The sequence below is a fragment of the Campylobacter sp. 7477a genome, assembly GCF_014892335.1.
Taxonomy (GTDB): domain Bacteria; phylum Campylobacterota; class Campylobacteria; order Campylobacterales; family Campylobacteraceae; genus Campylobacter_A; species Campylobacter_A californiensis.
Window position 1 is genome coordinate 70966 of the sequence record NZ_JADBJH010000002.1, and the last position, 15667, is coordinate 86632.

At 36.3% G+C, this 15667-nt stretch carries 17 protein-coding genes; 9 read left to right on the plus strand and 8 right to left on the minus strand.

Features of this window, described 5'->3' with window-relative positions; all coding sequences use genetic code 11:
• Positions 1–24 precede the first annotated feature (24 nt).
• From CCAL5182_RS01080 to dnaE, 4 genes are all read left to right on the plus strand, one after another.
• Positions 25–582 (plus strand): DJ-1 family glyoxalase III, encoded by a 558-nt coding sequence (locus CCAL5182_RS01080; protein WP_169936274.1) that lies wholly within the window; start codon positions 25–27, stop codon positions 580–582.
• A gap of 220 nt (positions 583–802) precedes the next feature.
• The gene (locus CCAL5182_RS01085) at positions 803–1048 is read left to right on the plus strand and encodes an RNA recognition motif domain-containing protein (RefSeq protein WP_169936276.1); all 246 of its coding nucleotides are present in this window, start codon (positions 803–805) and stop codon (positions 1046–1048) included.
• Between the two features lie 145 nt (positions 1049–1193).
• Entirely contained in the window at positions 1194–2021 is an 828-nt protein-coding gene (locus CCAL5182_RS01090; protein ID WP_336610039.1) for a glutamate--tRNA ligase family protein, read from the plus strand.
• Positions 2022–2123: 102 nt separating this feature from the next.
• Positions 2124–5729 carry a DNA polymerase III subunit alpha gene (gene dnaE, locus CCAL5182_RS01095; RefSeq protein ID WP_169999781.1) on the plus strand — a complete coding sequence of 1202 codons (3606 nt, stop codon included), beginning with the start codon at positions 2124–2126 and terminating at the stop codon, positions 5727–5729.
• 477 nt (positions 5730–6206) lie between these two features.
• Here the strand turns inward: dnaE and CCAL5182_RS01100 are convergent, their stop codons facing one another.
• A complete protein-coding gene (locus CCAL5182_RS01100; protein ID WP_169937047.1) occupies positions 6207–6821 on the minus strand; it encodes a S24 family peptidase in 615 nt (204 codons plus the stop codon).
• A gap of 150 nt (positions 6822–6971) precedes the next feature.
• On the opposite strand from CCAL5182_RS01100, the gene CCAL5182_RS01105 reads away from it, so the two are divergent.
• The 4 genes from CCAL5182_RS01105 to CCAL5182_RS01120 are packed head-to-tail and all read left to right on the plus strand — an operon-like array spanning position 6972 to position 8569.
• A complete protein-coding gene (locus CCAL5182_RS01105) occupies positions 6972–7199 on the plus strand; it encodes a hypothetical protein (RefSeq protein WP_169937045.1) in 228 nt (75 codons plus the stop codon).
• Positions 7199–7933, plus strand: coding sequence for a phage tail protein (locus tag CCAL5182_RS01110; RefSeq protein WP_336610040.1), 735 nt, complete (start codon positions 7199–7201; stop codon positions 7931–7933). The genes CCAL5182_RS01105 and CCAL5182_RS01110 overlap by 1 nt, the downstream gene beginning before the upstream one ends.
• Entirely contained in the window at positions 7926–8120 is a 195-nt protein-coding gene (locus CCAL5182_RS01115) for a tail protein X (protein WP_336610041.1), read from the plus strand. Before CCAL5182_RS01110 ends, CCAL5182_RS01115 begins: the two co-directional genes overlap by 8 nt.
• Complete coding sequence (locus tag CCAL5182_RS01120) at positions 8114–8569, plus strand: phage late control D family protein (protein WP_336610042.1); 456 nt, start codon at positions 8114–8116, stop codon at positions 8567–8569. Before CCAL5182_RS01115 ends, CCAL5182_RS01120 begins: the two co-directional genes overlap by 7 nt.
• 244 nt (positions 8570–8813) lie before the next feature.
• Here the strand turns inward: CCAL5182_RS01120 and CCAL5182_RS01125 are convergent, their stop codons facing one another.
• Together CCAL5182_RS01125 and CCAL5182_RS01130 are read right to left on the minus strand one after the other, a co-directional pair.
• Positions 8814–9803, minus strand: a complete 990-nt coding sequence (locus tag CCAL5182_RS01125) for a sensor histidine kinase (RefSeq protein ID WP_283240773.1) — start codon at positions 9801–9803, stop codon at positions 8814–8816.
• Complete coding sequence (locus CCAL5182_RS01130) at positions 9796–10632, minus strand: DUF234 domain-containing protein (protein ID WP_169936284.1); 837 nt, start codon at positions 10630–10632, stop codon at positions 9796–9798. The genes CCAL5182_RS01125 and CCAL5182_RS01130 overlap by 8 nt, the downstream gene beginning before the upstream one ends.
• Before the next feature lie 112 nt (positions 10633–10744).
• On the opposite strand from CCAL5182_RS01130, the gene CCAL5182_RS01135 reads away from it, so the two are divergent.
• Positions 10745–12055, plus strand: coding sequence for an aminotransferase class V-fold PLP-dependent enzyme (locus CCAL5182_RS01135; RefSeq protein WP_169972054.1), 1311 nt, complete (start codon positions 10745–10747; stop codon positions 12053–12055).
• On the opposite strand, the gene thiE is transcribed toward CCAL5182_RS01135, so the two are convergent.
• The 5 genes from thiE to CCAL5182_RS01160 are packed head-to-tail and all read right to left on the minus strand — an operon-like array spanning position 12035 to position 15558.
• Positions 12035–12640, minus strand: a complete 606-nt coding sequence (gene thiE / locus CCAL5182_RS01140; RefSeq protein ID WP_169936288.1) for a thiamine phosphate synthase — start codon at positions 12638–12640, stop codon at positions 12035–12037. The genes CCAL5182_RS01135 and thiE overlap by 21 nt on opposite strands.
• Entirely contained in the window at positions 12637–13371 is a 735-nt protein-coding gene (gene thiD / locus CCAL5182_RS01145; protein WP_169972053.1) for a bifunctional hydroxymethylpyrimidine kinase/phosphomethylpyrimidine kinase, read from the minus strand. Before thiD ends, thiE begins: the two co-directional genes overlap by 4 nt.
• Before the next feature lie 23 nt (positions 13372–13394).
• Positions 13395–14108 (minus strand): transporter substrate-binding domain-containing protein, encoded by a 714-nt coding sequence (locus CCAL5182_RS01150; RefSeq protein ID WP_336610043.1) that lies wholly within the window; start codon positions 14106–14108, stop codon positions 13395–13397.
• Positions 14109–14126: 18 nt separating this feature from the next.
• Positions 14127–14855: an amino acid ABC transporter ATP-binding protein gene (locus CCAL5182_RS01155; RefSeq protein WP_169936294.1), complete on the minus strand. Its 729-nt coding sequence runs from the start codon at positions 14853–14855 to the stop codon at positions 14127–14129.
• Positions 14848–15558 (minus strand): amino acid ABC transporter permease, encoded by a 711-nt coding sequence (locus tag CCAL5182_RS01160; protein ID WP_169936296.1) that lies wholly within the window; start codon positions 15556–15558, stop codon positions 14848–14850. Before CCAL5182_RS01160 ends, CCAL5182_RS01155 begins: the two co-directional genes overlap by 8 nt.
• Positions 15559–15667 lie beyond the last annotated feature (109 nt).

A 15667-nucleotide genomic window follows, 5' to 3' on the forward strand; every position in this document is an offset into this window, starting at 1 on the left:
AAAAAACCATTTAAAGGACTAAAAATGAATAAAGTTGCGGTTATTTTGGCAAACGGCTTTGAAGAGATAGAGGCTTTAAGTGTTGTTGATATCTTAAGACGCGCACAGATTGATACCGTAACTGTCGGTCTTGATAGAGCACTTGTTACGGGGTCGCACGGTATCGCAGTGCAAAGCGACATCTTGCTTTCTGAGTTAAATGAGATGGAATTTGACATGATAGTTTTGCCAGGCGGTCTTCCTGGAGCTACAAATTTAGCAAAAAGTGAAGAACTATGTTCTTTGCTTAGAAAATTTGATGATAACGCAAAATTAATAGCTGCTGTCTGTGCTGCACCGATGGCGCTTGAAGCAGCCGGTGTTTTAAAGCAAAAATTTACATGCTATCCTGGCTTTGAAAGCAGTGTAAGAGCCAACAAATCAGGCTATACGAGTGATAAAAAAGTTGTCTTTGATCATAATATAATTACATCATGCGGTCCTGCTATGGCTATGGAATTTGCGCTTGAGCTTGTTAAAGAGTTAAAAGGCATCGGCGTGTATGAGAGTGTTATGAGTGAATTACTTTATGATAGATTATAAAAAATATGTAATTTATTTTTTAAATTTATACCTCTTAAGTTTAGAGTAAAAATTTAAAATTAAAATTAGCAGAAAACGACTATTTTTAGGCTATTTGCGCACTTTAAAAATTTAATGTTTTATTTTTAAATTAATTTCTTAAATTTTATAGCTTTTTGCATAAAATTTAGATACAATACAGCAACCGAGTTATCGGAAATTTTTTTAAGGAAACATTCCTGTGAATATTTATGTTGGAAATTTGTCATACCGTATGACAGACGCAGAGCTTAAGGAGGCGTTCGCGCCGTTTGGTGAAATTAGACGTGCTAAAGTCGTTATGGATCGTGAGACTAACCGCTCAAAAGGTTTTGGTTTTGTAGAGATGGATGATGATACGGCTGCTCAAAATGCCATTACTGAACTAAACGGTAAAGAGATCGGCGGACGTGCGTTAAGAGTTAATGAAGCTCGCCCAAGAGATTAAAAACCATTTGCCACCGGATGGGTGGCAAATTTAAACTTTTATATAGTTTCGCTTTTTATATGTTTATCTAAAGATATCTCGTGCTATAGCGTGTAAATTTTTAGTTAAACATTTTATATTTGTAGCTAAATTCTATATCTCATTCATGCTTTGCATTCATGAAAATCGTCAAATAATCTCGCGTATAGCACCGACTCCAAGTGGCTTTTTGCATACGGGAAATGCCTATAACTTTCTACTGACCTATCTTTACACACGCTCAAAAAACGGCTTTTTATATCTACGTATAGATGACTATGATGTCACTAGATATCAAAGGCAGTATGTCCAAAATATCTTTGATGTGCTTGAATTTTTGGGTGTTGATTACGATGGTGGGGCTAGAAGTGTTCTTGAGTTTGAGAGTAAATTTAGCTTTAAGCACCGCTTTGAAATTTACAAAAAAGAGCTTTTAAGACTTGACGATACGTATTTTTGCGATTGCACAAAAAAGACACCAAACGCTTATGTGGACGGCGTTTATACAGGTCTTTGCAGAGATAAAAATTTAAAATACGAAAAAGACAAAACAGCACTTCGCATAAATACTAATGGTGAAATTTATCTTGGGGATTTTGTTTTATTTAAAAAAGACGATACGCCATCGTATAACTTTGCAAGTGTTGTTGATGATGAACTTTTAGGTGTAAATTTTATCGTGCGAGGAGAGGATCTAAATGAGTGCTCCGCGGCTCAAATTTATCTTGCAAAAAAGCTTGGTTTTAGATTTTTTGACGCTAAAATCATCCATCACGAACTACTTATAAAAGATGGTAAAAAGTTAAGCAAATCCTCAAATGCTCCCGCAATAAATTTAAAAGAAGATCCAAAAATTTACTACTCGCTTGTGGCTAAAAGGCTAAAATTAAATCCAGGTTGTGCCGATAGTTTGTCAAATTTACTTTATGAATTTCAAACAAAAATTTCTTTTTAAACATCCGCGTAAAGTATAAATTTAATATAAAATTTTTCATACAAATTTCATACGTTTATTAGCTATTTTTGGGTAGAATTTGCGCCATTAAAAAGGAAAAATATGAGTGATTTTACACATTTGCATCTACATACGGAATACTCATTGTTAGATGGGGCAAACAAGATAAAAGAGCTTGCCAAGACACTAAAAGAGCAGGGAGTAAAAAGCGCTGCAATTACTGATCACGGCAACATGTTTGGCGCTATCGACTTTTATCAAACCATGAAAAAAGAGGGCATAAAGCCACTTATTGGCATCGAAGCTTATATCCACAACCAAGACGAGCTAAATGATAAAAGCACTAAGCAGCGTTTTCACCTTATCTTGATCGCAAAAAACCAAACCGGATATAAAAATTTAATGTATCTAAGCTCGATGAGCTATGTCGAGGGATTTTACTACTATCCGCGCATAAATAAAAAAATACTTAAAGAGCATAGCGAGGGCGTGATATGTACTGCTGCGTGCTTGCAAGGTGAGGTTAGTTGGCATTTAAATTTAAGCGAGAGAAACCTAAAATACGGAGCGAAAGGTTACGAAAAAGCAAAAGAAGTAGCGCTTGAATATAAAGAAATTTTTGGAGATGATTTTTATCTTGAGATCATGCGTCACGGTATAGGCGATCAGCGCAGGATCGATGATGATATACTAAAAATTTCAAGAGAAACTGGCATAAAGGTTATCGCGACAAACGATACACACTATACTTTCAAGGAAAGAGCAGATGCTCATGAAGTATTTATGTGTATCGCGATGAACAAAAACTTAGACGATCCAAATCGCTTGCGTCACAGTGTTCATGAGTTTTTTGTGAAAACTCCAAAGCAGATGAATGAGCTTTTTTTAGATATCCCAGAAGCGATAGAAAATACGCAGGAAATAGTAAATAAATGTAACTTAGAGCTTGATCTTGGCAATCCAACTCCTCCGAATTTTAAATTTACTATCGAATACGCTAACGAGCGTGGACTAGAGCTTCCTGAGCCGCAAAACAGATATAGCTTTGTAAATGATGCGGTATTTTTTGAATACGAATGTAAAAAAGGGCTTGAAGAGAGGCTAAAATTCGTTCCTCAAGAACAACATGAGATGTATAGAAGTCGCTTGAAGACAGAGATAGATATCATAAATAAAATGAATTTCCCGGGCTATATGATGATAGTCTGGGACTTTATCAATGAGGCGAAAAAGCGCGGTGTTCCGGTGGGTCCGGGACGTGGATCTGCTGCGGGAAGTTTGGTTGCGTATTCGCTTAAGATAACTGACCTTGACCCGATACCTTATAGCTTGCTTTTTGAGAGATTTCTAAATCCAGAACGTGTAAGCATGCCCGATATAGACGTGGACTTTTGTCAAACAAGACGCGGTGAGATTATTGATTATGTTACTGATAAATACGGTAAATTTAACGTCGCAGGAGTTATAACCTTTGGTAAGCTACTTGCAAAGGGTGTTATACGTGACGTTGCCAGGGTTTGTGGTATGCCTTATGCCGAAGCCGATACTATGGCAAAGCTCATACCGGACGAGCTGGGCATAACATTAAAAGACGCCTTTGAAAAAGAACCAAAAATTTCTGAGCTCATATCAAGAGACGGTAATGCGGCTCGTGTTTGGAAATTTGCGCTTGACTTAGAGGGGCTAAACCGAAACGCAGGTCAGCATGCTGCAGGTGTGGTTATCTCAAACGAAGAGCTTTGGAACAAGACGCCATTGTTTCGCCAACCAAACAGTCCTGAAGATCACTATGTGACGCAGTATAGTCTAAAATATTTAGAAGATGTCGACCTGATAAAATTCGACTTTCTTGGACTTAAAACTTTAACCGTTATAGATAACGCTATAAAGCTGGTTAAGGCAAGAACCGGCAAAGACATAGTTTGGGAAAATATCGACAAGAACGATAAAAAAGTTTACGACATGATACAAGGCGGCGATGCGATAGGGATATTCCAGATAGAAAGCGAGGGCATGAGAAAGCTAGGAACTAGCCTAAAACCCGACTGCTTTGAAGACATCGTCGCGATGCTTGCTCTTTATCGTCCGGGACCTATGGAGAGTGGCATGCTTGATGACTTCGTCAAGCGTAAGCACGGAGAGGCGGCGATAACTTATGCTTTTCCTGAGCTTGAGCCTATCTTAAGCCCTACATACGGAGTTATAGTCTATCAAGAACAGGTTATGCAAATAGTTCAGAAAATAGGTGGTTTTAGCCTTGGCGGTGCCGACCTTGTTCGTCGTGCCATGGGTAAAAAAGATCCAGAGCTGCTAAAGAAACAAAAGGATTTATTTGTTGAAGGCGCTATAAAGATGGGCTTTGATGCGGATAAGTCGGGTGACTTGTTTGACCTTATCTTAAAATTTGCGGGATACGGCTTTAATAAATCACACTCAGCGGCTTATGCCTATGTCACGTTTCAAACTGCGTATCTAAAGGCTTACTATCCAGCTGAATTTATGGCGGCACTCTTAACAAGCGAGGAAAATAACACCGATAAAATCGTGCGATATATCGATGAGAGTAAAAGGCTAAAGATTGATGTGGTAGGACCTGATATAAACCACTCTATGAAAGAATTTAGTGTTGTTGAAACTGATGGTAAAGATCAGATCATATTTGGATTTGGCGCAATAAAGGGTGTCGGAGGAGCCGCGATAGAAAGCATGATAGGTGAGAGAGAAAACGGCGGCTTTAAAGATCTTGATGATTTTGTTTCTCGCGTAGATTCGTTTAAAGTTAATAAAAAGGTTATTGAAAGCCTTGTAAAATCAGGTGCAATGGATAGTTTTCACTTGACTAGATTTTGCTTGATAAATAATATAGAAAATATCCTAGAAGCATGTAAAAATGCCGCCACACTTCGCAAAAATGCCACAGAGAGCCTTTTTGGCGAGGATGAAAGCATGAATGAAGTTAAGGTCAAACTTTTACCAACTGATGTCGAGTATAACAAAAAAGATATGCTTCAGTTTGAGCAAGAAAGTGTCGGAATTTATCTTTCTGGACACCCGCTTGATGAGTATAAAGTGCAGATCGAAAGTATCAAATACACTCTAAGCTCGCAGTTTGATACCTTGCCGCAAAATTCAGAGATAATGGTAGTAGGTAAGATAGAGGACTTTAGTACCAGGATAACCAAAAGCGGTAAAAAAATGGGCACTATAAACATACTTGACTTTCATGGAAGTATCGAGATAGCGGTCTTTGAAAGAGAGCTTGTTAGAGTGGAAGAAATTCTAGCAAGCAGTGAGGAGAAAAATTTACCTTTTGCATTTAAGATAAACATAAGCAAAGATGATCAATTTATAAGAGCAAAATTAAACTCCATCCACACTCTTAGTGAGGCAGGTGAGCTTAAATTTGAAACTAGAAAACTAAAACAGTTTGGCAACTATGCTAAAAAAGATGAGAAACAAGCTCCGCAAAAAGTAAAAGAATACGAGCTTTTAGAGGTTATTTTGGATTTAAATGAACTAAGTAAAGACAAGATAACAAAACTTTACACGCTTGGTTTTGACGAACATCAAGCAGGAGTCGATAAAAACAACAAACGCCTTGTGTTAAAGATTAAAAACAGCCAAACGGATGAAATTTTTGTCTACAACACGGAATTTATCGTTGGAGATAACTTCGGACAAAAAGCCTTAAATTTAATGGCTGGATAAAGCTGTGAGGGGGTAGAGAAAATGAGAGTGAAAAATTTTAGCGATTTTTTTATGAAAGTCCCTAAATATGGGGATTGTGTGGATAGTTGTAAGCATTTTAAATGCGGAAATTTTTGTGCCAAAAAATCCCTATAGTCCCAAAATGGCTGTTTTGTCCCAAACGTAGTGGAAAAATGGCTCTGCTTTAAACACCTTAAAAACCCAAATAAACGACATTTAAAAGCCCTTTAAAGGCTGGAAAAAATCAAGGAAAATTTTAAGCTTTGATACTTTACTATAAAAATATGGTTTATTTTTATAGGCGATTAAGACACAAAATTTAGCAAAAAATGTGTCTTAATAAAACTTAATGTGGCTTAATGCTTTTAAATAGCGTTTTTTCAAGCACTTATATTAAGACACAATCATAAAACAATAAACAATATGCCACTAAACTTAAAAATACATTTTTTAATTAAGACACGTTTTAAGCTTTCATTAATAGACTTTCATATCAAGGGAAAATTTGCATCTAACCTTGCCAATGATTTTTAGCTCTACAATCTCATCTTCTGTCAATACTATATCTTGATAAAAACTATTAAGCGATGTTAGTTTAATCTCTTTTTGTATTGGATTTCTAAGAAATTTTTTCATATACACATCACCGCCGATATTAGCTATGATTATATCTCCATTTTTTATATCCGCATCTAAATCAATAATAACCATATCTCCGTTTTGGGCAAATGGCTCCATGCTGTCACCAAAAACCCTTATAACATCATAGTTTTTTACAGGTACTTTTAGAACTTTTTCTAAAAATTCACCACTAACTGGAATAAGACTAAAATTTTCACTAGAATTTATAGCTCCATATCCTGCACTTGCAGCAACATCATCAAAATACCTTAGATTTACCTTGATATTTTGTGGTTTTTTTACCTTATCAACACTTAGGCTTGTAAATTTTAATTTTACTGATGATGTTAGTCCTTTTGAACGCCAAGTGCTCGCAGTATTTCTACTATAGCCCATTTTTTCGGCTACATCTTCAAGACTTGATACATTAAAAAACTTTTTCATATTCTCAAAAATTACTTTATCATCCATAGTTTTTATACCTCGTTTTATTCAAAATATAGTTTTTATACCTTGACAATAAGGTTAAAATACTATATAATTCTGCAAATGTTTGCTGAATTATATCTTAAAAATATAAATTCTGCAAATGTTTGCTGAATTTATACGAAAGGAGCAAAAGTGATAAGAAAATACTTTGACGATAATTGTATAAGCATTAGACAATGGGCTAAAAAGCACAATTTAGAACAAAGAACTACATATGCTGTAATCAATGGCGAAACAGTCGGAAAATACAACACAGCAAAAGGAAGCTCAAAGAAGGTATTTGAAGCACTTTTGAGTGAAGGGATAATAGAAAATATGCCTGACGTATTTAAGAGCGATGACAATGAAAAGGCTAGCTGATGTTATATGCTGAAACTGCGGTTGCTTCTGTTATTTTCAATGTTAGTCTTAGTGCCTTAAAAGAAGCAACTCGTAGAAATTCCCAAAAATACCCATTTATCCGTATAACTGATGCTAAGGTGCGAAGTCGTGGCGGCGTGAAGCTACTCTTTGAGGTAGAAGTGGCTCAAATAACTTCATGCATAAAGAGCGGAAAACTAGATAGTGATGTGGGTGTGTGTATGCTAAAAGATGGTGAGTATAGCCAAATAAAATTTAGTGAGATAGTAGGTAAAAACAGCACAAAAACAAGCGAAAGTGAGAGAATATCATACTTTAACCTAAGCCAAAGTGAGCAAGAGAGCGTAAATGAGAAGCTAAAAATACTAAAAGAGTGGGATGAGTATAAAAGGGCTGGGTTGTCCTCTAAAAAGTTCTGCAAGGATTTTAACAGCATCAGTGCAAACGAGAGAATATCTAATCACCCAGCACTATTTCGCACAAATTTAGGAAGCGAGAGTATAAAGATAGATGCACACACTTTGCCAAATAATGGCGATAAACAAAGTGCATTAAAACCACTTTACGATTTAGCTAGTGCGGGACTTAGCTATGTGCTAGTAACTGGATATGGCAAATATCTAGGCAAATTTGTGATAACAAAGATAAGCGAGAGCCAAGCAGTCTTTACTGATAATGGACTATTTTTTACACAAGGGTTTAGTTTGGAGCTTAAAAGGGATTATGATGAGTAAAATCTACATAGCAAAAGACGGCGAGCGCTTAGATGCTATCGTTTATAAACATTACAGCACACTGGAAAACTTTGCTGAAATTTTAGCTTTTAATAGTCATTTAAACGCTATTTTAAAGGCTGGAGATAAAGTCTTTTTACCTGATATAAAAGAAAATGTAGTTAAAAAGGAAAAGACGCTATGGTAAGAGTGCCAAATTTTAAACTCCTAGCCAAAGGTAACGACATAACCGCCAAAATCAAATCAAATTTAATAAGTTTAAATTACGAAGATAAAGAAGGACATGAAAGCGATGAGATAAGCCTAGTTGTTAATGGCATATATGCTAAACCCATATTTGGGGATCAGCTAGATCTTTGGCTTGGGTATAGCGACAATCTATTTCACTGCGGTAAATTCTCAGTCCAAACCGCCACGCGTGATTACAAAGCCAACACAACAGAAGTAAGAGCTACTGCCGTAAATTTTGCAAATCCAGGAAAGATAGCCAAGCGTAGAAGTTGGCAAAATACTAGCTTGTTTGGCATAGCTTCAAAAATAGCCACTGAAAATAAGCTAAATGTAAAAACAAGCGGAGCGGATCAGCCTATCGCCTCCGTCTTACAAAACGATATTGGCGATCTTGACTTTTTATAAATGTTATATAATTGGTAAATTTATGGGGCTTATGAGGGATTTTAGACCTATTAGGTAAGTAAATTGTTGTTTTTAAGAATTAAAAGACTTTTAAAAGCTTAATAATTGGTGTTTAAAATGATAGTAAAACGATACAAATAACCTAATTACTATCATTTTAAATGCAAGATACTATCATTTTTTGTGTGTGGATACAAAAGCGCATATAAACTACTAAATTTTACATCAAATTTAGTAGTTTTTGCTATTTTTTATATATCGGCAAGCTTATACAAAAAGTTTTTGGCGACAAGGTTACTTCTATGCTGCCCTTGTGAGCTAGAATAATTTGCAGGCAAAGGGACAAACCAAGTCCGTTGCCTTTTAGCTTGCTTGTCTTAAATGGCTCAAAAACCATCTTTTTATCATTGATTTTCACTCCGCTATCTCTGATATAAAATTTATGCTCTTGTGGGGTCTTTTCATAGCTTAGTGCGACTTCGCCACTCTCATCCTCACTCTCTTCTATCGCGTCTATCGCATTAAATATTAAATTTTGAAAAACCATGCCAAGCAAGTCTTTATCGGCGTTATAAAAGGCGCTTTTAAACCTGAGATCAAATTTAATATCCTTTGAGTATGTGTAGGATTTTATCGCCTCTTCACACTCCTCTTTGAGCTCTAGAAAATTAAATACATCAGGATTTATCTGAACACCTTTTGTAAAGAGCAAAGTTGCTTTTATGATACGTTCTACTCGCCAGATCGCCTTTTGTATCTCACCAACCATAGGTTTGATCCTATCATCGGCTTTTCGTAAAAGCGTGCTTGTTAAAAGCGAGACAGAGCCGATTGGGTTTCTTATCTCGTGGGCTAAATGAGCCGCCACTTGTCCCATAGAAGCTAGTCTTTCATTGCGCTTTTCATTTGTTATATCTACTGCGGAGACGATTTTTTTATCATCTTTGTTTGCGATTTTAATGAGATAAACACAACCTTTAAATTCTATCTCGCCAGGAGTGTTTAAATTTATATTTTGAAAAAGTTCGGAGTCTTTTATGGCTTGTGAATTTTGCAAAAAAAGCGTTCCGTCGCTATTTAGCACCCAAAGTGCGGTAGGCATGACGTCCACCACGTCTTTTATGATCTTTTGTAGATTTTCATAAGAATAGTGTAAATTTTTATACTCTTGTTCGATAAGATATGTTTGTTCGATTAGGCTTTTTAAGCCGTCTTGGATGTTTTGGTTAGTCATTAAGCAACCTTTCAAAATCTTTAATCTCATAAAGTCTAACCCGCTCATCTTTTAGCTCTCTTAGCTCTTTACTAAAGCCGTTTCTTGAAAACAGCATTATAATGTCCGGGTTTATGTCAAGTTTTTTACACTTATAAAGTAGTAAATTTAATATGTTTTTGCAAATTTTTCTCTCTTTGTATTTTGCTTCACCAACTACAAGCTTATCGTTAAATTGCAAAAAAATATCTATCTCTATTCGTTTTTTCCAAAAGCTGTCTATATGATCTTTTATGCCTAAAATTTTAGCCATCAACTCGCCGCAAAGAAGCTCAAAGCCAAGGCTTGCGTATTGGTCAAATTCGCTTTTGATGATCTCTAAAAGCTTTTTTTCGTCCCCGTTTTTTAAAAGTTCTAAATTTGGCTCTATAAACCTAAACCAAAATCTTGAGAAATGGCTGCTAAAGTGCATTTTATCTTCTATCTTATATCTGCGTTCGCTCTTTTTTAAACTCTGGTGTTTTATGCGTTTTACAGGCTCTTCTCTGCTTTTTTCTACAAATAAAAAGTCCTTTTTAAAAAGCTCGGCATAGACTTTGTTGGCTAAATTTTTAGGTAGAATTTTAAGGATATTAAATTTTTTTCTATCGCTTCTTGCTAGTTTTATAAGAGCTGATTTTATGGCTTGCTCTCTATCGCTTTGAAAGTAAAATCTAGCCATGAAATTTTTGTAGTTTTTTAAAATTTCACTCTCTATCGCTTCAAAAACATCGTAATACGATCCTTTAAGCTCAAAATCATCAAACACAAGATGAAATTTAATAAGTTCATCGATCTCAAGGTGTTTCATTCTGATATATGTTGAGTTTAAAGATTTGATTTTTGGCTCCTTGCGACTTTATTGTAACATAAAATTTAGCAAAAACGGCTATAATCTTCACTTAAAATAAAAGGGTTGTTTTTTGATAAATTTAGAGCATATTAGAAGAAATATTATCTTACAAGATGGAATTTATTATTTTGACTATACGGCTTCAGGACTAGCTTATGAAAGTATAGAAGACCGCATAAGACAGATGCTTAAAAGCTATGCAAATACACACTCGGATAGTTCTTCAAGCGCGGTTGCGACTCAAAATTTATATGAAGAATCAAGAAAAAAACTTAAACAATTGCTAGGGCTTGATGATAGCTTTTATCTGCTTCCTTGCGGATACGGCTCTACGGCAGCTATTAAAAAATTTCAAGAGCTAACAGGGCTTTATATACCTCCAAAAACCAGAAAAAGATACCACATAAAACCTACGTCAAACTCCCCGCTTGTTATCATCGGACCTTATGAACACCACTCAAATGAAGTAAGTTTTAGAGAGGCTATGTGTGATGTTGTAAGAGTGGGGCTTAGCAAAGAGGGCGGCATAGACTTTACGAATTTAGAGCAAATTTTACAACTAAACTCAAAAAGAGAGATCATAGCTAGCTTTAGCGTAGCCTCAAACGTAACTGGCGTTATTAGTGATTATAAGAAAGTATATGAGCTTGTAAGGCGTTATGGTGGTATTTTGGCGTTAGATGCAGCGAGTTTTAGTGCATATGCAAATGTTGATTGCAACTACTTTGATGCTCTTTTTCTCTCTCCGCATAAACTCCTTGGAGGAGTTGGAAGCTGTGGACTACTTGCTATCAAAAAAGAGCTAGCAACCGATGAGGAGCCGACTTTTGCCGGCGGAGGCACCGTAAGTTACGTTAGTAGAAGATCGCATATGTTTGTTAAAGATACAGAACAGCTAGAGCAAGGTGGAACACCTCCCATTACTCAGCTTGTTAGAGCTAGATTTGCGTATGAATTAAGAGGCGAGATAGGGTTTGATAATATCTGTGAAAATGAAAACGAGCTTGGAGAGTATTTTGAGCAAGGCATAGCTCAAATTCCAGACTTGATAAATTATCGCCCGAAAGATCTTAAAAAACTACCAATATTTTCGTTTAATATTAAAGATATTTCGCCGTATGATTTTGCTGCGCTTTTAAGCAACGACTATGGCATACAAACTAGGGCAGGGTGTGCATGCGCCGGACCTTATGGTCATGAGCTACTTGGTATGAAAGACGATGTTGCCACTTCGCAAAAGCCGGGCTGGGTCAGGGTAAGTTTACACTATACACATACATTTGAGGATGTTGATTATTTGATTAATGCCATTAAAGAGAGTATCAAAAAGTATCGCGATATGTGGGCGGAAGAGCGCTCTTTATATGCGATTATGGGATAGGGCTTTTAAATTTTTAGTGATAGAATTTGGCCGATATATGGCGGTTACAACAGCGATTAGGTCGATGTCTAGGTCGTAAATTTGATCTATATTACTAGCATTTATCCCTCCTATCGCACAAATTGGAATGTTTAAAATTTCTTTTGCTTTTTTTAATGTTTCTAGGCTAACTCTCGGTGCGTTTGGTTTGGTTTGGCTGGAAAATACAGAGCCAAACGCCACATAGCTAGCTCCGTCTTCTTGGGCTTTTATGGCCAAATTTACATCGTTGTAGCAGCTAACCCCGATAAATGTGTCCTTGCCTAAAATTTCACGAGCTTTATTTATATCAGTGTCATCTTTACCTAAATGAACGGCATTTGCTCCTATACTTTTTGCAAAATATATGTCATCGTTTACGATAAATTTGGCGTTATATTTTTGGCAAAGTGATAAAATTTCACGCGCTACTGCTTGATTTTTAACAGCTTTTTTGGAGCGAAATTGAAAGTATTTAACGCCAAATCGTAAAATTTCATCCACTTGTGCGACGATAGTTTCATCGGGCGTTAAAACATCGTCGCTTAAAGCGTAAATTTCACTCATATTTTTATTTTATGGTTTAGAAGATTTTTACCAAGTTTTGTTGTAAGTCCATTTTGTATGGCTTGATAGACATAGTTTTTAGCTTTCGCGATAGACTCCTCCAAGCTTAAGCCTTGTGCTAAAGAGCAAGCGATGGCGGTTGAAAATGTGCAACCGGCTCCGTGCATGATTAGCGGATCGGCCAAAGGAGTGGCGAAATTTTGGCTTGAGCCATCTTTTCTATATAGTGTATCAACGCTTTTGTCGTCCACAACTTGCTTTTTAACGATAACATCACAAGGAATGTTTGTAAAGTCGTTGTTAAATAGCTCTCTTGCCTCATATCTGTTTGGAGTAGCAATTGTTGCAAAGCTTAGCAACTCCTTGAGTGCAGATATGGCTTCATCTTCGATTAGCTTTACGTTTGATTTACTGATGCAAACAGGGTCGATTACGATAGGGACGTTAAATTTAGGTAGCCAGTTTTTAACAACTTGTATGACGTCTTTGTTAAAAAGCATACCGACTTTTATCGCATCTATCTCTAGCTCTTCGGTTATGCCTCTAATTTGTGAATCAACAAAATTCGCGCTAATACCTGAAATATCGTAAGTAACCTGAGTGTTTTCGCAAACAAAAACCGTCATTGCTGTTGCGCTATAACAACCAAAGGCTTCGCAAGTTTTTATGTCGGCTTGAGCGCCAGCTCCTCCTACACTATCAGAACCGGCGATAATAAGTATGTTTTTCACACTTCTCCTTAAAATTTAAAGACTTATTGTAGATCGTATTTTTTAGCTATGGCGTCAGAAGTGCCGTCTGCTTTTAGCTCCTCTAGAGCTTTGTTTATCTTGCCTATGATTTCTGTTTGTTTACCTTTATCAAATGCTATCGAAAAGCCTTCGCTTCCGTCAGGTAGCTTTAAAAATTCTTCTAAGTCGCTATTTTGTTTTAAATAACCATATCCGATAGAACTATCAACTAAAACGATATCTACTTTGCCTACTTTTAATCCCATAATAGCGCCTAGGATATTATCAGAAGGAACCACTTTAGCACCCTCTATCATGTTTGCTGCAGCCTCTTGAACAGTGCCTAGTTGAACGCCTATTTTTTTACCTTTTATGTTGTTTTCGTTTATGTCAGAGCCTTTTTTGCGGATAAATAAATTCTCTGTAGCATAGTAAGAGTCTGTAAAATCAACCGATTTTCTTCTGTCGTCAGTTGCGCTCATGGCCGACATTACGGCATTTATCTTGCCTGCTTTTAATGCAGGGATAAGTCCGTCAAAGCTGATGTTGTGTAAAGTTACTTCAACGCCTATTTTTTTAGATATTGCTTCTATTAACTCTACGTCAAATCCACTAGGTTTAGCTTGATCGTTTATAAATTCAAACGGCGGGTAATCCATACTCATGCCAACTTTTAACGTTTGTGCGTTTAATACACCCAAAAGCCCAACAGCAACAAGTGCTAAAAATTTTCTCATATCTATCTCCTTTAAAATTTAGTGATTTAAAACTTTACCCAAGAATTCTCTTAAGCGTGGATTTTGTGGATTTTCAAATACATTTTTAGGCGTATCATCAACCGTTATCCTTCCGCCGTCCATGAAGAAAATTCTATTTGCTACGTTTTTAGCGAAGCCCATCTCATGTGTAACAACAAGCATCGTAAGTCCTTTGTTTGCAACGTCTTTCATTATATCAAGCACTTCACCTATCATCTCTGGGTCAAGGGCTGATGTCGGCTCGTCAAACAAAATAACATCAGGACTCATGGCCAAACTTCTTGCTATAGCAATGCGTTGTTTTTGACCGCCTGACAGTTTGTGTGGGAAAGCTTCTCTTTTGTCGCTTAGTCCGACACTTTTTAGTAGTTCGTCAGCCTTTTTGATGGCCTCTTCTTTGTTTAAAATTTCCGCTTTTATCGGAGCTAGGATTAAATTTTCGAGGACGTTTTTGTTTGCAAAAAGATTAAAGTGCTGAAAAACCATGCTTACTTTTTGACGAATTTTATTTATATCCGTGTTTTTGTCAGTTATATCTTCGCCTTTTATCTTTATATGTCCGCTTGACGGCTCTTCAAGGCGGTTTATGCAACGCAAAAATGTGCTTTTACCTCCACCGCTTGGACCTATTATGGCGATTATCTCGCCCTCTTTAATGTCAACGTTGATGTCTTTTAAAACTTGCAAATCACCGTAGTTTTTGTTTAAATTTCTAATCTCAATCATGGCGATTTAGCCTTTTTTCAAGTAGTCTAACCAAAAGCGCGAAAAATTTAATACTAACATAATAAACAAGTCCTGTAAAAAGTATCGGTTTTGGGTTGTAAAATACAGCCTGCAAGCTCTTGCTTTGCATAGTTATGTCAACCACGCTTATATAACCTACGACCGAAGTTTCCTTAAATAAAGATATAAATTCATTAGCAAGAGCGGGTAGGATATTTTTAGTAGCTTGCGGCATAACTATCTCGCGCATGGAAACATAGTAGTTTAGTCCCATTGCTCGCGCGGCCTCCATTTGACCGCGATCTACGCTGTTTATACCGCTTCGCACGATCTCTGCTACATAAGCCGAGCTATTTAGTCCTAGTGCAATGATGGCTACATAAAAGTTATCACTCCAAGTTGCAAATATAACTACTGAAAATATAAGAAGCTGGATAATAATCGGAGTTCCGCGAAGTATATCAATATACTCGTCGATGATAAAATTTAATACTTTTACATTTAAAAATTTTAAAAACGCTAGGAAAAACCCAAGCGCAATGCCGATTAGTATGCCACCAAATGCAAGACCAAGCGTTACGCCATAACTCTTTAAGTATGCCGTTTGTTGTATCTCGTTCATTTCTGTCGGATATGTGTAGTAAGCGCCTATGGTTACTATAAGAACAAAAAAGAGAATTTTTAAAAATTTTTCGTTAAACAATACTTGCCCTTTATCAAATTCATAAGCTTATAATAATACGAAAAAATTGATATTTTTTTGCTTAAATTTATCAAATTTGCAACAATTGAAGCGGGTTTGATTAGCTTTT